17 protein-coding genes are annotated in these 17,996 nt (G+C 70.4%); 9 read left to right on the top strand and 8 right to left on the bottom strand.

What is annotated here, in order from left to right; translation table 11 throughout:
* Positions 1-4: 4 nt before the first annotated feature.
* The 8 genes from EF879_RS27790 to EF879_RS23420 all read right to left on the bottom strand — a co-directional run bounded on the left by EF879_RS27790 (position 5) and on the right by EF879_RS23420 (position 5,007).
* Positions 5-217, bottom strand: a complete 213-nt coding sequence (locus tag EF879_RS27790) for a hypothetical protein (protein WP_199736582.1) — start codon at positions 215-217, stop codon at positions 5-7.
* 100 nt (positions 218-317) lie between these two features.
* Positions 318-668, bottom strand: coding sequence for a hypothetical protein (locus EF879_RS23450; protein WP_148086529.1), 351 nt, complete (start codon positions 666-668; stop codon positions 318-320).
* Positions 669-678: 10 nt separating this feature from the next.
* On the bottom strand, positions 679-1,476 hold the full coding sequence (locus EF879_RS23445) for a peptidoglycan-binding protein (protein ID WP_370375553.1): 798 nt from the start codon (positions 1,474-1,476) through the stop codon (positions 679-681).
* 289 nt (positions 1,477-1,765) lie between these two features.
* Positions 1,766-2,155, bottom strand: a complete 390-nt coding sequence (locus tag EF879_RS23440; protein WP_148086528.1) for a hypothetical protein — start codon at positions 2,153-2,155, stop codon at positions 1,766-1,768.
* Positions 2,156-2,800: 645 nt separating this feature from the next.
* The gene (locus EF879_RS27370) at positions 2,801-2,968 is read right to left on the bottom strand and encodes a hypothetical protein (RefSeq protein ID WP_158624271.1); all 168 of its coding nucleotides are present in this window, start codon (positions 2,966-2,968) and stop codon (positions 2,801-2,803) included.
* 302 nt (positions 2,969-3,270) lie between these two features.
* Positions 3,271-4,116 (bottom strand): helix-turn-helix transcriptional regulator, encoded by an 846-nt coding sequence (locus EF879_RS23430; protein WP_123562187.1) that lies wholly within the window; start codon positions 4,114-4,116, stop codon positions 3,271-3,273.
* On the bottom strand, positions 4,116-4,634 hold the full coding sequence (locus EF879_RS23425) for a DUF6879 family protein (protein WP_123562185.1): 519 nt from the start codon (positions 4,632-4,634) through the stop codon (positions 4,116-4,118). Before EF879_RS23425 ends, EF879_RS23430 begins: the two co-directional genes overlap by 1 nt.
* On the bottom strand, positions 4,615-5,007 hold the full coding sequence (locus EF879_RS23420; protein ID WP_123562339.1) for a hypothetical protein: 393 nt from the start codon (positions 5,005-5,007) through the stop codon (positions 4,615-4,617). The genes EF879_RS23425 and EF879_RS23420 overlap by 20 nt, the downstream gene beginning before the upstream one ends.
* A gap of 154 nt (positions 5,008-5,161) precedes the next feature.
* Between EF879_RS23420 and EF879_RS23415 the strand changes: the two genes are divergently transcribed.
* From EF879_RS23415 to EF879_RS23375, 9 genes are all read left to right on the top strand, one after another.
* Complete coding sequence (locus tag EF879_RS23415) at positions 5,162-7,987, top strand: hypothetical protein (RefSeq protein ID WP_123562183.1); 2,826 nt, start codon at positions 5,162-5,164, stop codon at positions 7,985-7,987.
* On the top strand, positions 7,988-12,223 hold the full coding sequence (locus tag EF879_RS23410) for a hypothetical protein (protein ID WP_123562181.1): 4,236 nt from the start codon (positions 7,988-7,990) through the stop codon (positions 12,221-12,223).
* Positions 12,195-13,292, top strand: coding sequence for a hypothetical protein (locus tag EF879_RS23405; RefSeq protein ID WP_123562179.1), 1,098 nt, complete (start codon positions 12,195-12,197; stop codon positions 13,290-13,292). Before EF879_RS23410 ends, EF879_RS23405 begins: the two co-directional genes overlap by 29 nt.
* Entirely contained in the window at positions 13,289-13,990 is a 702-nt protein-coding gene (locus EF879_RS23400) for a hypothetical protein (protein WP_148086527.1), read from the top strand. Before EF879_RS23405 ends, EF879_RS23400 begins: the two co-directional genes overlap by 4 nt.
* A gap of 346 nt (positions 13,991-14,336) precedes the next feature.
* A complete protein-coding gene (locus tag EF879_RS23395; RefSeq protein WP_123562175.1) occupies positions 14,337-14,651 on the top strand; it encodes a hypothetical protein in 315 nt (104 codons plus the stop codon).
* Positions 14,652-14,845: 194 nt separating this feature from the next.
* Positions 14,846-15,538: a helix-turn-helix domain-containing protein gene (locus EF879_RS28900; RefSeq protein ID WP_123562173.1), complete on the top strand. Its 693-nt coding sequence runs from the start codon at positions 14,846-14,848 to the stop codon at positions 15,536-15,538.
* 281 nt (positions 15,539-15,819) lie between these two features.
* The gene (locus tag EF879_RS23385) at positions 15,820-16,944 is read left to right on the top strand and encodes an AAA family ATPase (protein WP_158624270.1); all 1,125 of its coding nucleotides are present in this window, start codon (positions 15,820-15,822) and stop codon (positions 16,942-16,944) included.
* Entirely contained in the window at positions 16,941-17,483 is a 543-nt protein-coding gene (locus EF879_RS23380) for a hypothetical protein (protein ID WP_123562169.1), read from the top strand. The genes EF879_RS23385 and EF879_RS23380 overlap by 4 nt, the downstream gene beginning before the upstream one ends.
* Before the next feature lie 87 nt (positions 17,484-17,570).
* Complete coding sequence (locus EF879_RS23375) at positions 17,571-17,903, top strand: hypothetical protein (protein ID WP_148086526.1); 333 nt, start codon at positions 17,571-17,573, stop codon at positions 17,901-17,903.
* Positions 17,904-17,996: the final 93 nt, after the last annotated feature.

Below are 17,996 nucleotides of genomic sequence, written 5' to 3'. Positions count from 1 at the left end.
GGGGCTACCGCAGGTCCCGGTCGCCGCGGAAGGTGGTGCCGCGCGGCGGCTGGTACGGCGGAATCTGTCCCAGGTCGATCTGCGCGGCCTGGCTGGCGGCGGCCTGCTGCTTGAGCTGGTTGACCCGGGGCTTGATGAGGCCGAAGTAGACGAGTGCGTCGGCGATGGCCGCCACGGCGAGGGTGACTTCGGTGATGGCCTCCTCCGTGATCGGCACCCAGCCGAGCGCGGCAAGGGCGATGAGGATCGCCTTGATGGTGACGGAGAGGACGGCGCCTGCGCCGACAGGTTGGTGGCGGGCGTGCCCGGGTTGGTGCTCATGGGGTACCTCCGGTGAGTTGGCGGATCTGGGCCTTGAGGTGCGCGTTCTCGGCGAGGAGCCGGTCCCGCTCGGCGGCAACGTTGGCGCGGGCCGCGAGTTCGGCCCGCAACTGGTTGACCTCGCTGCGCAGCTCGGCGATGGTGGCGTTCGCGGTGGCCACCTGCCGCTCGGCGCTGGCGAGCTGGGCCTCCAGCCGGGTGAGGGTGCGTTCCGCGATCTGGTTGCTCAGGTCGGCGAGCGTGAGGTCCCGCGTCCGCCGCCCGAGCAGCCAGGTGAGAAACCGGTCGACGACGACGCCGGCGATGGACCCGCCACCGATGAGCGCGACGATCACCGCGGCATTCACTGTGCGGCTCCTACGTGACCGGGTTGTGGTAGGCGGCGTCCCAGGTCTGCCGGCCGAGGAGCCCGTCGACGAGCAGGTTCTGGTCCTTCTGGAAGGCGGTGATGAGCGCCTTGTACTCCGGCCCGTAGATGCCGTCGTTGCCGTACTTGGTGAGCCACCGCTCGCCCTTGCCGATGCTCCAGCCCCGCCGGCTGAGCTGGTTGGTCCATTCCTGGATCCACTGCCTGTCGGTGCGGCCTTTGAAGGTGCGCAGGTACTTGCCGGAGACGCTGTAGTCCGGTCCAGACGCCGGGCCGAAGTACCAGCCGGCCGGCAGCGGGAACGCGACGGCGGGGCCGGGCGCGGGCCGTCCCGGCTTCGGCGGGGCGGGTGTGGGGGTCGATCCGACGATGGGCAGGCCAGCGCGTAGCCAGCTGTAGATCTCGTCCCCGGGGCAGGCGGTGGCACCGCGGTCGCGGTGGCCGAGGAGGGCCAGCTTGGAGCCCTTTCGGCGGTTGGCTTCCTCGTACAGCCAGCGGAAGCTGCGCCGGGCGGCGTCGGAGACGTCCTGGCGGTTCGGGCGGTCCAGGCCGATGATGCAGACGCCGATGTTGGGCGTGTTGTGGCCGGCGCAGTGGGCGCCGAGAACGGTCCAGCCCCGGCCCTCGTAGATGTCGCCGTTCAGCGAGTTGATCAGGAAGTTGTACCCGACATCCGCCCAGTCTGACGTCCATGTGGAAGGCCTGGATCTGCCTGGGGCTTTGCGTCGCGCTCGCGGCGCTGTAGTGCCCCATGAAGCCTGTGCGCTTGGACCAGGGCACGGCCTCACGGCTGCGTGGTGGTCTGGCGCCCCATTCGGCGCGGCTGATGATGTGCAAGGAAAGCTCCTCCCGACAGCCATGCGTGCTGGTGGCTGCCGGGGGGCGGACGCCATTAACGGTAGCGGCCGAGGGTGACAGGCATCGGTCAGGGCCGGTTGGCGGGCGCGTCGCGCGGGTGCTCAGGGACGCGACGCGCCCGCCGGTTGCCCGGCGTCCGGCTACGGGGGAAGTCGGGACGCGCGGGCCCGGCCCGCCGGCCGCGGCGGCTCCGGTGCCGACGGCCGGCGGGGTCTCAGGTTAGGTGCGCCAGACGAAGGACACGTCGTCGGCGGTGGCCCCGACGAGGACCTTGACCAGCAGCATCTCCAGCACGGACTGCCGGTAGATGGAGGCGATCGCGGCGACGGTGGCGTGGCGCTCGGCGGCGAGCCACGTCATCGACTCGACGGGCTCGGCGAGCACCACGGCTGTGCGGCAGCCGAGCGGGCATTTGTAGGCACGCCGCTTGTCGCCGCGTGGCTCATGGGCCGGAGCCATGGGGATGTCGCACGGCCCGCACCAGACGAGGTTGCGCAGCAGGTAGGGGTCGGTGCTGGCGGCCATGGCCGGCCGGCCGGCGCCGGTCACCAGCGTGGCCCGCCGTTTGGGGTTGCCGGAGGGTGGGGCGCCGTCGGGTCGGCGCCCCACCCTCGCTCGGGCGCCGCAGGTCCCGCCTCGGAAGTTGCTGCGATCCCGGAGGCTGCCGGGGGGACCTGCGCACCCTGGGATGGAGGCGCGGCGTTGGCCTCGTCCTGCCGCGGACGTACCGACCGTTCGTGCCACGGGCGCGGTTTAGCGTCGGCGGCGGTCAATGAGGTGGGATCGACACCCGCGGCGTGGATAACGATGCTCGCGTTGTAACGGGCTCGACATCCCAGGTATCCGCAGGTGCAGCTGCCGCCCGGACCGGGCTGGTGTCGTAGGTAGACCTCGACACAGTGCTGGTACATCACGGACCCTTTGAGATTCGGGATCACGTTGGAGCGGAGTCGTGTCACCAGCGGCCGCCGTTTCCTCGCCGCCGCTGCTGGCCGCCTCGACCGGTCAGCGCTGCGGCGATGTGCCGGTGGATGATGTTTGGTCCGACCCAGGCGGGCGTGAGGCGCGGGCCGTCGAGCGGACCGCTCGACGGGGTGAAGTCCGGCGGGGGTACCTGGTGTGTCGAGGTCGACGAGCTGCGCTGGCGGAGGGGGCAGGCATGCCAGCGGGATCCGCAGGTGCACCAGTCGCCGCCGCGTGACCAGTCCTGCTCGTGGTCGAGTCCGATGGGCGCCTGTAGCGCGGGGGTCGTGATCACAGCGCCCGCCCGATTGCCGTCTTGACGTCGGCGCGGCGCGCCCACTCGGCCGCGGCGCAGGGCCACGGGTTGCGGCACCACACGCAGCGACGACGGATGGTCAGCGGCGGCCAGGCCAGCCTGAGCGTGAACAGGCCGCTGTCGGCCCGGTGGATGGTCAGCACGTACGCTGTGATGGTTTCGCGCTGCCCGGCGGTCAGGGCCAGACAACCGAACCCGGGGATGGGTTCCGTAGGGCACGGGTCGGGTACTTCGATCCCGTGTCCGCTAGTGGCCTGGCTGTGGGTGTTGGCTTTCGGATGGGTCTGACGCAAACCACTGACGACCACGACTAGCCCCCAGGTGATGTGTGCCCTCGTACCTCACGTCGCGCCACCGGCCGTGATCGCCCGATCACATTGCCGTGGCACGTGGTGACGGTAGGGAACGGGCCGCGTCGAAGGGGAGGATGTTGCACGAAGTTGCATCAACTCGCGTCGTCGAGGCTCCTGAGGGCGCTGGTGATCAGGCTCCGGGCGTCACGGCCGTAGACGGCGGACGACGCCAACCGCTCGAATGCTTTGGCGTAGACCGCGATGTCCCGCGGCTGCGTCAGTTTGATTTCGGCCGAGATCGTCTCGATGAGGACCGTCGTGTTGTCGAGTATCCAGAAGCCGTGTAGCGGCAGGAATTTGTGAGTGGCCCGAGTTGGGATGATTCCCATGTGAACACGTGGAAGAGTCGAAGCGGCCAGCAGGCGATCGAGTTGGCCAACCAAAACATCTGCTGGGGCGATGCCCAGTGTCAGGGCCGTTTCGCAGAAGACCATGTGAAACCGGTGCTCTCCCCGGTAGAGAATCTTCTGCCGCTCCATGCGAGCCTCCACGCCGTCGTCTACGTCATCCGGCAGGCCGTGGAAGTCGATGAAGCTGGTTAGCAGGGCCGCGGCGTACTCGGCAGTCTGAAGCAGCCCGGGTATGAACATCGGCTCGAAGGCGCGAAAGAACGTCGTCTCGGCCTCGAAGCGGACGCTTTCCTTCTGTCGCCGCTTGGTGCCGGATCTGAGCTGCCGGCGCCACTCGACGAACATTGTGTCGATGGAGCGGACGGCCGCGACCAGGTCTGGTATCTGGTCTTCGGCGTTGCAGATGCGGCACCACGTGCGTACGTCGTTCTCGGACGCGTTGATGACGCCGTGTTCCAGCTTGGAGACCTTGGTGTAGTGCCAGCCGGCGTTGGCGGCCAGCGCCCGGCCCGTCAGTCCGGCGTCATGCCGGATGTCCCTGAGCCTGACGCCCAACGCCTCGCGGGCCTGACGGGCCGGGGTGGACACTAGCCTGCTGGGTGGTACTCGGCGTACGGGATCGCACGCGCCCACACCTCGTCACGCACCGCCCGGTACTGGGCCACGAGCTGTGGGTCGTCCTCAGTGGCGTAGCCGCCGGAGCGTCCGTCTGGCTTGAACAGGCTCAAGACGAGCTGGTCGTCGTCAAACAGCCAGCAGTCCTCGGCGGGAAGGGTGATGTCGCTTGCCTGCGCGCGGGGCAAGTAGCGGATGTCTTCACCGGCCTTGGCGTTCTGGGGGTCCAGCTCTCGCTCCCAGCGTACGTAATCCGAATGGGGCTCTGTGACGATCCGCACTCGTTGAATCACCGTACCGGCTGAGGTGACGGCGCGGACGAAGGACAGCCACTCCTCGCGCCAGGAATAGTCGTCCGGCAGCCCTTGGATCCATCTCTGGAAAGGGACGTCTTCCTGTTCGACCCGGTAGACATCCCGCATCTCCAAGTGAAAGGCGCGGACGCCGGGGCGAAACAGGGATTCAAACTCTCTACTGGTGATCGGATTCATCAATGTTCTGTACCAGGTTCTGCATTTGCTCGGCGGGCACCTCGACGCAGGATTCGTGCGGCGGGATGTCCATCTGGGCGAGCGCGGCGGCGTCGGTCATCCGCGATCCTCGGATGATGTAGGTCCCCCGCTGGGTTACGTGGACGATCGGCGGCGCTATCCGCTTCACCTGCCCGTTCAGGCCGTTCTTGGCCAGGTGGGTCATGAGCCTGGCGGGTACCTCAACAACGGTCTCCTGATCTGTTTCTGAGCGGGCGAGGATGTCGGCGTCGCTGACGCGCCACCCCTGCACGACGTAGCTGTCACGGTCGGTCGCGTACAGGGTCGGGCTCTGCCCGCCTGTTGTCTCCTTGCCCAGGAACGTTAGCCGCATCTCCCAGCCTCTCTGGAACAAGTTGCACGGGGTTGCCTACCCCGACGATCGTCGGGCTCGACCGTGTGCAACGTCAAGGCGGGGTGTGAGGCACGAAAAGGCATACGGCCGCAATGAACGACAGCGGGCGTATAGGACCGCCTACGCTGATCATGTGGCACTCGGGCGCGCGTACATCGAGATCGTCGGCGACGTGAGGCGCTTCGGGCCCGACCTGCGGAAGGGCCTGCAAGCCGCCTTCAAGATCGGGTCGATCGGGACGATCGCCGCCTCGGCCACCACCCAGCTCGTCGGGCTGGCCGGCGCGATCGCCCAGGTCGGCGGCGCCGCTGTGGCAATCCCGGCCGCCATCGCCGTTGGCGCCGCCGCCATCGGCACCCTGCGCCTGGCTACCTCCGGCCTCGGCGACACCCTCACGGCAGCCGCAGAGGGCGATGCGGCGAAGTTCGCCGACGCGATCAAGAACCTGTCCCCGCAGGCACAGCGCCTCGCCCGGGAGTTCCAGGCCGTGTCGCCTCCGCTGCGGGAGATCCGCGCCGCCGCGCAGGACGCCTTCGCCGCCCCGATCGTCGGCCAGATCAGCGCCACCGCGGCCGTGCTGTCCGGGCCGCTCCGCACCGGCCTCGCGGACATCGCGGTGTACTACGGTCTCGCCGCCCGCCGGGCGCTGGAGTTCGCGCGGGAAGCGGCGACCGTTGACGCACTGCGCTCGGTGCTCGACACCACCCGGGTGTCGGTCGCCAACCTGACGGTGGCGACCGGGCCGCTGCTGGCCGGGTTCCGGGACATCGCGGTGATCGCGCTGCCCGCTGTCGAGCAGCTCTCGGCAGCCGCCGGCGATGCTGCCACCGGGTTCGGGCTCTGGCTGTCGTCGGTCGCCGCATCCGGTGAGGCGAGCGCCGTCCTCGAGCGCGCCCTGGGTGTGCTGTCACAGCTCGGCCAGATCGCCCGCAACGTCGCCGGGATCATCGGCTCCGTCCTCGGCGCCGCCGCCGGTGCGACAGGCAACGCGCTCCTGACCAACCTGGTCAACGCCACCACGGCGGCGCGGGAGTTCCTGGCCTCGGCAGAGGGCGGCACCGCCCTGACCGGGATCTTCACCGCGCTGGCCACCGTCGCGGCCGGGTTGTCCCCGGTGTTCGGGACGCTGGTCGGGATTATCAGCAGCTCGCTGGTGCCGGCGCTGCTGCCGATCGCGCAGGCGATCGTCCCCGCCTTGCAGGCCCTCGCCAACGGTCTCGCGCCAGCGATCTCCGCGCTCGGCGCGGCGCTCGGCCCCGTGTTCGCGGCCCTGTCGACCGGCGTGCAGGCCCTCGCGCCCGCGCTCGGGCCGGTCGGCCAGGTGATTGCGTCGATCGCGCTGGCCCTCGCTCCGCTGCTGCCTGTCGTCGGCCAGCTGGTAACCCTCCTTGTCGGGCCGCTGGCGCAGGCCCTCGCCGCCCTCAGGCCGCTGATCGGTCCGCTGGTATCCGCGCTAGCCCCGGTCCTGCTCCAGATCGGGCAGACGCTCACCGCGGTCCTCGCCCCCGCCGCCGGGCTACTCGCCAAGCTGTTCACCCAGCTGGGGCAGCCGCTCGGCCAGGTCGTCGCCGCGCTGGGCAGCGCCCTCGCGCCTGTGCTCAACGCCCTCGGCCCGCTGATCGTGCAGGTCGTCACCGCGCTGATGCCGCTGATCCCGGCGATCGTGTCGCTGCTGCCGCCGGTCGTCGCCATCGTGGTGGCGTTGACTCCCCTGATCGAGCTGGCGGCGCAGCTCGCCGGGGTGCTGGTGGCGCTGGCCGCGCCGCTGATCAAGGTCGCGGCGCTGCTGGTGTCGTTCCTGGCGTCGCGGGCGGTCGTCCCGTTGGTCCAGGCGATCGCCGGCGCGCTGGCGTGGCTGTTGTCGCCGCTGTCCGGGGTCGCCGACTGGCTCGGCAAGGTCGCCGGGTGGCTGAACACGATCGACTGGGCTGGTGTCGGGTCGGCGATCGGCGGCGCGTTCTCGTCGGCGTGGAACGCCGTCGTCGGGTTCTTCACCGCGGTCGGGACGTGGTTCGCCGAGCTGCCGGGCCGGATCGGCGCATTCCTGGCCAGCCTGCCGCAGATGCTGTGGAACCTGTTCACGTCGGCGGCGAGGATGGCGTTGGAGGCGCTGGGCGTCGGCATCGGACTGATCCTCTACGCGGTCACGCAGCTGCCGGGGCAGATCATCGCCGCGGTGCAGCAGCTCCCGGCCCTGCTGGGCAACCTGTTCACCCAGGCGTGGAACCTGGCCCGATCGCTGTTCCTGGCCGGCGTCAACGCCGTGGTCGGATTCGCGACGGCGTTGCCGGGCCGGATCCTGTCGGCGCTGTCCCGGCTCGGGAGCATCATCTCGTCGACGTTCACCGGCGCGGTCAACGCCGGCCGGACCGCGGCGGTGAACGGCTTCAACGCGATCGTGTCGTACATCGCGGGGATCCCGGGCCGCATCTCCGGGTACGCCAGCCGGTTCTTGTCTGCCGGCAGCGCGCTGATCGGCCGGCTGGTCGACGGGTTGCGGCGGGTGCCGTCGCTGGGCAGCATCGCCTCGGCGATCACCGGCACCATCCGGACCCAGCTCAACCGGATCATCGGCGCGATCAACTCCGGCATCAGCCGGGTCGACGCGCTGCTGCCCGGGTCGCTGCCCCGCATCCCGTACCTGGCCGACGGCGCGATCCTGCGCCGGCCGACGTTGTTCGTCGGCGGCGAGGCCGGCGACGAGGTGGTCATCCCGCTGACCCGGCCCCGCCGGGCGCGGGAGCTGGCCGAGGAGTCGGGGCTGCTGCGGATCCTCGCCGGCCAGCTCGGGCAGGGCGGCGGGACGCCGATCGTGTTCGGCCGGGGCGCGATCTCTGTGGTGTTCGAGGGTGTCATGCCGACCCGGCAGGAGGCGCTGGAGGCCGGCCGGGCGGTCGGCGAAGGCGTGTGGCAGACGTTGGCCCGGCGGGACGTGGCCACGACGGTGAGGACGATCTGAGTGGGGAACTACAACCCGGACTGGCCGTACGTCATCGGAATGCAGTGGGCGCCGCTCGTGGCTGACGCGGTGCTGCTCGACACCGCCAGCGAAGTCGGCTACACGTTCAAGGCCCGCCACGACTACAGCTCGTCGGAGGAGGGCCTGGGGCGGGTGCGGCTGTTCGCGACCGCGCCGCCGCCGGGTCGGCCGACCCGCAAGGAGCTGCTGGTCAACCTCTACCGGTCCGATGTGGTGGCAGGCACCGGCCCGATCCGCAAGCTGGTGATCGCCTGCACGGGGGGCGAACTGCTCGGCGGTGCGGCCCTGGCGGGCGGCGCCGCGCAGCCCAACGACGCCGTGCACAACCCATCCGACCCCCGGCACATCACGCTGACGGGCCCGAACGCGGCCTGCCGGTTCTGGTTCGACACCGGCTCGTCGCAGGTGCAGGGCGCGTTGCGGTACCGGCGGATCCTCGACGTGTCGGTGCTCTACGTGATGTCGGGCCCGTTCGCGGACCTGTCCCCGGCGGTGACGCTGGGCCTGGAACGACCGTCGGCCGGACTGAACTGGGTGATGGACGAGACGTTGACGGGGCCTGCCCTGCATACCGAGGTCACCACCCCGCGCCGGGCCCGCCTAGGCGAGCTGAACCCGTGGTGGAGCACGGCCGACACGCCCCTGACGACGAAGACCCGGCTGCCGTGGAAGTGGGCGGGCGGCCTGGCGCCGACGTCGGGGCTGATAGCGCTGTCCGGATCGGGTGGCACGAACGTCAACGTGCGGCTCCAGACCAGCGCGGCCGCCGCGGCGAGCGCCGTTTTCCAGGTGCACTACCTGGCCCTGGAGATCACGTACGGGGAGGAGAACCGTGTCGCGGGCGGCGGCCTGGACATCTCCGACGGCGCGGCCCTCATCGGCGGCTACTACTACGAGATCCCGCTCGTCGAGATGTACAACTTCGGGTACGACGTGCCCCTCCGCGCCGGGTACGAGTACGCGGTCACCGTGGGGCAGGCGTACTCGGGGCAGATGTCGGTGGCGTCGCCGGTGCCTGTGCCGGTCGACCGGCTGGGGTCGGTGGGGCCGTTCCCTGGCCACCGGGGGGTGCTGCTGCGCAAGACGCTGCGCGAGGGGTCGGTGCCGACCGTGGAGACGGTCAGCGAGATGCCGGCGATCGTCATGTACGCGGGTGCGAGCGCACCCGGCACCGCCGACATCAGCTCGCACGGGTACCTCGCGCAGGCGGTCGGCACGCTGTACGACCATTACGGGCCGGGCGCGACGATGCAGCGGCTGCTCAACGACGTCGCCGGTACGTACGTGTGGGCGAGGTTCTACGCCCGCCACCTGCCGGGCACGAAGGACCCGCTGGAGCTCTTCCAGGTCGACCCGGCCGATACGTGGGTGCGGCTCGGCCCGAGCGCCTCGATCACGGTCGACGAGTTCGACGCGCTGCCGGAGGTGGCCGGAGGTTGGAAGGAGGTCACGCTGCGGCTGGAGCCGCCGTACGTGGCGAGCGGCGCCGGCGGGACGACGTGTTGGGCGTTTTACAGCAGTGCCGACGGCGAGGTGCCGTGGCAGGTCCTCGGCGCCGACGCGGAACCCCACACCCTCCTGGGCTCCTCACCGTCCCAGCCCGGGTATGGGGACCTCGGCGGGTACGCAACGATCGACGGCAACAGCGACGTGTCCGTTGACCTGACGCTCATGCTGGCGCAGGAGATGGACGCGGTGACCGGCCTGGCGGTGCAGTCGGCGGTGCAGCCGCTGACCGTGGTCGACGAGAACTGCCAGCGGCCGGTGGGCGGCATCCCGACCGGCATCCACTACCACCAGCTGTCGTGGACGGCGATCAACACGGCGGTAGTCGCGGGGTGGGGCCACTACGAGGTGCAGCGCCAGGACGACACGATGCCGTCCGGCGAGTGGGAGACGATCGCGAAGGTCGTCGAGCCGAACGTCACCGCGGTCGACGACTACGAGGCCCGGGTGGGCGTCGAGTCGCGGTACCGGATCCGGATGGTGCACCGCACCGGCATCGCCGGCCCGTGGTCCGCGCCCGTCGCCGCCACCATCCCCGCGCCAGGTGTGACCGGCACCGGCGTCGACGTGGGGGTGCTGATCCTGACCAGCAACCGCAGCCCGGCCGCGAACCTGGCCTACGTCATGAGCTGGGAGCGCCAGAGCGCCGAGGAGTTCACGTTCCCGGAGGCGGGCCAGGTCGAGCTGCAGGCGATGTTCGACCGGGACTACCGCACGGCTTTCCGGCCGCTGGAGCGGGGCGGGGTGGAGTTCACCCGCACGGTGCTGGTCAACGCGGCGGCGGTGCCGCCGGGGACGATGGACAAGGGGTTCACGGATCTGCGGGACCTGGCGTGGGACACGTTGCCGTACGTGTGCGTGCGTGACGAGCTGGGCAACCGCTGGCTGGCGGCGCTGCTCGTGCCGTCCGCATCGGTGCGGCGGTCCCGCAAGCGGGGGCACCTGCACCTGGCGCAGCTGACCGTCGTCGAGGTCACCGACACGCCGGCGCCGCTGGACGGCGGGCCGGCGCCGTGTGAGGGCCTTCGCCCGGAGGGCACCGTCGACGCGGTGACCGCCGACGCGGACACGCCGCCCGGCCTGGACCCGATCGTGGTCGACGACAGCTTCACGCGGGATGTGCCGGCGGGTGGATTGGGTAGCACCGAGACGCCGGGCCTGCCGTGGACGATTGACATGGGCCCGCCGGAGGACGTGTCCGTGACGGGCGGCGCCGGCCGGATCAAGCTGGTGGAGTACCGCAACAGCAACCCGTTCTTCGAGACGACCGTGGCCGGGTGGACGACGTTCGGGTGCACGCTCGTCCGCTCGACGGCGCAGGCGCACGAGGGCGTCGCGTCGGGGTTGGTGACGCCGGACGGCGTGACCGCGCAGGTGCGGATCGAGTCGAACCAGGTGACCGGTGCGGCGGTGGGCGTGACCTGGCGGGCGGTGGCGTGGGTGCGGTGCGCGGTGGCCCGCAACGTCGTCCTGTCGATCAACTGGTTCGACGCGGCCAGCACCTACCTGAACACCTCGTCGAGCAGTCCCATCGCGGTGGCCGCGAACACGTGGACCCGACTGACGTTCAGCACGGCCCCGACGAACCCGGCGACGGCGAAGGCCAGTGTCAACGTGGTCATGGACGGCACGCCGCCGGCGAGCCACCTGCTCTACGTCGACGAGGTGGCGCTCGGGCCGTCCCCGGCCGGCAAGGGGATCGTCACCGGCCCCGACCGGCTCGACGTCGACATTCGGGCGCGGTTCCGTCTCGACACGGCGGCCCTCACCCAGCCGGTCAACGGCTACCTGCTCGGCAGGTACGTCGACGCCAACAACCACTACCTGGCCCGGCTCGCGTTCAACCCGGACGGGACCCTCGGCGTGGGCTTGGAGAAGCTGGTGGGTGGGACGCTGACCACGATCGCGCCGCTGGAGATCCAGGAAGACAGGAACTGGGACCCGGTGACCTGGGCGCCGGGGGACTGGATCTGGCTGCGGATGCAGGTACGCGGCTCGGTCGTGCGCGCCGGGGCATGGAAGGACGGCGGCGACTTCTACAACTACCCGGCGCAGGTCGTGGACTCCAGCCTGGCGGTGGCCGGCCGGACGGGTGTGCGGGGCGCGTTGACGGCCGGCAACACGAACGTGACCGCGACGATGGATGTCGACGACTTCCGCGTGCGCGAGCCGATGGCCGACTTCGACATCCGCGTGGAGCTGCGCACCTCGGCCGACCAGTGGGCCGTGGCAGTTGAGCATTACACCTCGGACCCGGACGGGTTTGTCTCCAACGGCTGGGACTTCATGGTTTCCGAGGTCGAGACGTGCGTCGAGGTGTTCGGCCAGGACGTCTTCTACCAGTGCGTCAGTACCGACGTGCTTCAGGTGGTGACCCGCCAGCGCCGGTGGGTCCGCGCCACGTACGAGCAGGACGCGGGCGGCGGCCTGGCGCGGATGGACCTGTACACGTCGCTGGACGGGGTGGCGTGGACGCTGGTGTACAGCGCGACCGACTACCCGGAGCCGCTGGACCTGGACCCCGGATTCTTCTCGCTGTGGGTGCGGGGCGGGGTCACGGTGTCGCGGGTGGAGGTACGCAACGGCATCGACGGCCCGATCATCACCGCGCCGGACTTCGAGGCGCTGCCGAAGGGCACCACGTCGTTCGTCGACGCGCAGGGCCTGAGGTGGGAGGTGAATGGGCTTGGCATCTGCGGCACCGCGTGACCTGCTCGATCTGCCCGACCACGTTGGGCAGCGGGCGGTGTCGTTCCGCTTCGACTTGATCGACGGCCGCACTGGGGTGCGGCGCGGGCCGCTGACTCCGCTACGCGGGACGACACCGAGCCTGAGCCACGATGTCACGGCGACGATCGTGCGGCGGGTGTCCGGGCTGACCCTCGGGGCGGTGGACGCCGAGCGGGTGAACCCGCTGACGGACCGGGTGGCGATCTCGATGGTGGTCGGCGACCGGCCGCCCAGCGTGTACCCGCTGGGCCGGTACATGATCGCCGACAGTGTGGAGGTGGTGCGCAGCGGCGGGTCGACGGCTCCGCTGACCCTGTTCGACGAGATGTTCATCGTCGACCAGGAGCTGGAGAGCGGGTTCGACGCGGGCGGGCAGCTCGTCGACCAGGCGGTGGCCCGGCTGCTGGATGGGTTGCCGATCGGCGAGGTGGCGATGGACTCGACCGAGCAGCGGTCGGTGAGCTCCTGGTCGCCGGGCACCTCCCGGGCTAGCGCCCTGCGGGACCTGGCGACGATGGGCGGGTACTTCAAGCCGTGGTTCGACCACCAGGGCCGGCTGCGGCTGCGGCGCGCGTTCGAGCCGGCTGGCCAGGCGCCGACGATCGACCTGGACGCGTCCCGGCGGGTGGTCCGCAACTCAATCTCGCGCGTGTCGGACCTGCTGACGGCGCCGAACCGGTTCGTCGTCGTCAGCAACGACCCAGGTTCGGACGCGGCCCCGCTGGTCGGCACGTACGACGTGCCGGCGTCGGCGCCGCACTCGATCGCCCGACGCGGGTTCGTGCTGCCGAGGGTGGTGGAGGCGCAGCTGCCATCGCAGGCGCTGGTGACGGTATACGCGCGGACGCTGGGCATACAGCAGACGATCTACGAGTCGGTGGAGCTGAGTACGCCGCCTGACCCGCGGCACGACGGCTACGACGTGGTGCGGTGGGACGGGCAGCTGTGGCTGGAGACCGGCTGGACGATGGCGCTCGCCCCGGGCGGGGAGATGCGGCACACGCTTCGCCGGGCGTATCCGACGACGGACGGGGATGATCCGGCGTGAGGGATCCGTATGGCCATCTGCCGGTGAAAGCGATCGCCGAGGCGGTGCTGGAGCGGGCGAGCCGGCTCGGGCTGATGTGGCGGCTGCGGCCCGCGACAGTGGTGAGCGTGGCGGCCGACGGGACGATCCGGGCTGTCTACGACGGCGACACGGTGCCGATTCGCGTCGTGTCCATGGTGGGGCCCGTCGCGGTCGGCGCCCGGGTCATGGTGGTGAAGTCGCCGCCGTCCGGGAACCACATTGTCGGCTGGGCGGGACCACCCGCCCCCGGTGTCGGCCCGGACGGGCTGGCGTGGGCGGAGAACAACTCGCCGGCCGTGACGGCCCAGACCGTGGTGTTGTCCGTGCCGATGGTGCTGCGGGCGCGGACGGCGTACCGGGTGGAGCTGGGCGGCGGCGTCAGCTCGTCGGCCGCCGGGGTGCAGCCGTTGTTCCGGCTGATGCGGGCTGGCTCCCCCGCGGTTCAGATCACCGAGTTCTACCGGTTCCGGACGGAGGGCGGCCCGGTGATGAACTGCGACGCGCTGCGGTACATCAAGCGGGACGCGGACACGGACCTGTCGACAACGATCCAGCTCACGCTGGAGGCGAACACGGGAACGGTCACGCACATCGGCGCGCCGGGACGGCCCCGCTACTTGCAGATCACGGCATGTGGCGAGGCGGTGAAGTTCCCGCACGCCGTCGCGGTGACGTAGCCGCCCCGGATAGCAAGGAGCCCCGGACCGTGGTCCGGGGCTCCTTGCGTTCACGTGGAGACACCAGCATAGCCGGCTGCGCGCAGGCCGAGCAAAGGATGTCCCGGACATACATACAATATTGACGTCGAGATGGCCTATCCTATACAATGTCTTTGTACGTCTCGTCTGCCATGAACAGGAGGGAAGATGGCCAAGATCTTGCCCAGTGCGGCGACGTCGGGCCTCGCGGCCGGACCGCTGCCCTGCGGTTCTGACCTCGGAGCCGCTGCGGCGCTGTGATCGATCCCGCGGGGTGGTGCCGTACATTCTCTCTGTACGGCGCCCGTCGTGGGAGGAGAGGAACGTGAAGGTGAGCAAGACCCAGTTGAGGGCGGCGGTCCGTTCGGTCGCCGACAACCTGATCGAAGAGGGGCCGATCTCCCCGCCGCCCGTCGTGGGCCTCAAGGAGATCGGCCGGATGTTCGACGTGAAGGACAACACGCCGTACCAGTGGCGGTCGAAGGGTGTGCTGCCCAAGGAGGACGGCGAGGTGAGCAACAACCCGGTCTGGAAGGTGCCGACCATCTACGCGTTCGCCGAGCGGACGAACCGGACGATCGTGTGGGATCCGTGGGGCATCAAGCGGGACCCGGGCGAGCCCGAGGCCGGGACGGCGTGAGGGTATGAGGATGCCCGGAGGCACTGCGGCCGTACACGTCGGGTGTAAGGTGCCGGAGAACGTCTCGGCCCCGCCAGGCGGTCATCTGGCGGGGCCGGTGGAGACGTACCCGGATCGGATAACGGGTCGCACGCGCATCGTACGCCAGTTCGGGGTGCGGTGCGCTGGCGGCGCTGCACAGAGAGGCCGCCTGCATGGTCGACCGGTGGACGGTCGAACGCGCGGTCAGGAGCAAGGAGTGCACGTTGGATCCTCCTGGCCGCCAGCTCGTCTTGACGCTGCTGACGTGGACGGACCACGCCACGGCCACGATCCCCGAGCGGTTCACGCCGAGCCTCACGGATCTGGTCAACGGAACCGGGCTCGCCCGGTCCACCGTGGCCGCGTGGCTCAACAAGCTGGAGAAGGAGGGCTGGGTGGTTCGGACCCGGCCCTCCGTGGCGGACGCGCGGTCGAAGAAGGCTCGGACGGTGTACCGGCTAACGGTGCCGTCTGGTCCGCTCACCGGACTAGTGGGGGACGAGACGCGTCCGCCACCCGGACCAGACGAGCGGGAAGAGACCCGCAGGGCTGGTCCGAGAGTCGGACCAGCAGCGTCCGATTCGCCCCGGCTTGCTGGTCCGGGAGACGGACCAGAGATGGCCGGTTCTAGTCCGGGTCGCGGACTAGAGCTAGTCCGCCTGGCGGACGGTTCTAGTCCGCCACGCGGACTCAATCCAAACGGGAAACAGGACCTACCGGTTGGCGGCGGCACGCTCGCCGACCACCGGTACGTCGAGGGGCCGAACGGCTACTGCGCCTTCCCTGGATGCAGGAGATCGGCCCCGCTGCACGGCCGCCACCTGGCGGTCGTACGGGAACACGGAAGGAGAGTGATCGGGAAGTGACTGTCCCCCTGCCGACAGTCGACGTCGCCCAGTGCGCCACCTGTGGCGGGCTGCTCGTTCCCGCAGGCGACGACTGGCGGCACGAGGCCGACACGGCCTGCACGGCGTTCGGTACGCCGGTCATCTGTCGGCACTCCGACTGCGGCTTCCCTGCCGCTGTCGGAGCACTGGCCTGCCAGGTCCACACCGGGCTTTCGCATGGCCTCGATCTATACGGCCGCAATCACGTTCAGTAGCCGTATAGCCTTTGTAAGTTCGTTCACGTGGAAAGGGACGAAGACGTGTCAAGGTTCAAGCCTGCGACGAGGAAGCAGGCGAAGGCACGGATCGCGCTCGCCGGGCCGTCCGGCTCCGGCAAGACGCTCACCAGCCTCAAGCTGCTCTACACGCTGACTGGCTGCCGGACGGTCGCTGACGGCATCGAGCGGATCGCCGTCGTCGACACCGAGCGGGACTCGGCCGACAAGTACGCCGCCAACCCGGAGCTGCCCGGAGTCCTGGACATGACGCCGGAGGAGGCCGGCGGGTACGGGTTCTCGAAGATCTCCCCGGTGAAGTACGACCCGCGGCAGCTGGTCGAGCTGATCGACGAGGCTGCCAACGAGGGCTTCGCCGGGTTCATGGTCGACAGCCTGTCGCACTACTGGTTCGGGCCTGGCGGCATCCTGGAGCTGGTCGACCTGTTCGCCCGCAACCACAGCGGCCGATCGATGGACGGCTGGAAGCAGGTCCGCCCGATCGAGCGGGCGTACATCGAGGCCCTGATGTCGTACCCGGGCCACGTCGCGGTCTGCCTGCGCTCTAAGCAACGGTACGAGCTGACCGAAGGTTCGGACGGCAAGGCGAAGGTCTCCAAGCTGGGCATGCAGCCCGACCAGCGCGATGGGATCGAGTACGAGTTCGACATCGTTGGCGACATCGACGCGGAGCACTTCCTGCGGATCACGAAGAGCCGGTGCGACGCCCTGGCTGACCAGGTGATCTACAAGCCGGGCGCCGACCTGGCGCACCAGCTGCTTGACTGGCTGGAGAACGGCGAGCCGCCGGCCGACGTCGACTGGCCGAAGGCGCTCGCCGCGTGCAGCTCCCGGGAGGACCTGGAGGTGCTGTGGCAGCGAGCACAGCGGCTCGGCATGACGCAGAAGCTGCGACCCGCGTTCAACGCGCGGGGCCAGGAGATCGCCGCCGCGCGAAAGACGTCGCTCGCCCAGGCCGCCGACATCGACGCCTCAGAGGAGGCCGGGGCGGAGATGGCTCGCCGGGCCGCCCGCATGGCCGGCGCGACGCCCAACGAGCCGCCGGGCCAGCCGCGCGGCGATGTGAAGACGGAACCAGCCGCCCAGGTGACCGAGCAGCCGCCAGCTGAGGCCAGCGGCCGGGCCGACCTGGCGGAGGTGACCCGGTGACCAGGCAGCAGCTCCCCGAGGTGGCGATGCGGGCCGCCGTGCTCAAGGCCCTCGCCGACGAGGTGAAGAAGGCGTACGACGCCGCCCGGCACGAGGCCGACAGCGGACTGATCGACCTGCACAACCAGCTCGGGGTGACGACGGTCGAGGTGCGGGTGCCCGGCTGCGGACGGGCGGTCGCCCAGCTCAGCCTGAGCACTCCTGAGCCCGGGTTCATCGTCGAGGAAGCCGGCTTCCTCGCCTGGTGCAAGCAGGAGCACCCGACCGAGGTGGAGGTCACGACGCCGGCACCGGTGGAGACGGTCCGGCCGGCGTGGCGTAAGGCGCTGCTGGCCCGGATGCGGGTCGAGCCGGATGGCACGGTCGTCGACGGCGAGACCGGCCGGGTACTCGACTTCGTTCGGGTCGCCGAGCCGGCCCCGCCGGCCACGCGGCTGACGTGGAAGACCGGCGGACGGAAGGAGGTGGCGGCGGCGTACCGGGACGGCCGGCTGGCGCTCGGTGAGCTCCTGGCACTGCCGTCCGTCGAGGAGGAGTGACCGGTGGGGCCGGGTCGAACAATGTTGATCTTCGACCCGGCCCCGTCCCACACTGAGGAAGCCTCGACCAGCGGAGAGGTGTGTGTGGTGGCCATCAGCACGGCACTGCTGCGCGACGGCACGGTGGACGTCGAGGCGTACGTCTCGGCGGTCGACGCCGGCCGTCCGGTCGGCGTGTGCGGCTGCGGTGGCCTGCTGGCCGGGTCGACGGAGCAGGGGCGCGGTCTGCTGTGGCTGACGACCTGGTGCCAGGCGTGCGGTGCGGAGACAACGTCGCCGGGCGGCCGGGTGCTGGCCCGGCCGGAGGCCGCGCGCCGGGCGCAGCCGGCGTGGTTGCTGGAGGCAGCGGCCGAGCTGGAGGCGCGCCGGTTCCCGGAGCGGGACGCGCCTGAGGGCTTCGCCCGCCCACAGCCTGTCTAAGCCTTCGTCCCGGCACCTCCTCACTTCCCGACCCGATCGAGGCCGTTCGGCGGTCTCCGTGGAGGGGCCTGCGGTGTCGGCGCCTGTGTGACC

It is taken from the genome of Micromonospora sp. HM5-17 (genome assembly GCF_003762835.1).
In the GTDB taxonomy this organism is placed as follows: domain Bacteria; phylum Actinomycetota; class Actinomycetes; order Mycobacteriales; family Micromonosporaceae; genus Plantactinospora.
Note: the sequence above shows the minus strand (reverse complement) of the source record. Positions and strands in the feature narration are given on the sequence as shown.

Excerpts from the sequence above, each read along its gene's own strand:
- EF879_RS23425 (WP_123562185.1), bottom strand. The coding sequence starts at position 4,634 with ATGAATCCGATCACCAGTAGAGAGTTTGAATCCCTGTTTCGCCCCGGC.
- EF879_RS28900 (WP_123562173.1), top strand. The coding sequence starts at position 14,846 with ATGGTCGACCGGTGGACGGTCGAACGCGCGGTCAGGAGCAAGGAGTGC.
- EF879_RS23405 (WP_123562179.1), top strand. The coding sequence starts at position 12,195 with ATGGGCTTGGCATCTGCGGCACCGCGTGACCTGCTCGATCTGCCCGAC.
- EF879_RS23420 (WP_123562339.1), bottom strand. The coding sequence starts at position 5,007 with ATGCGGCTAACGTTCCTGGGCAAGGAGACAACAGGCGGGCAGAGCCCG.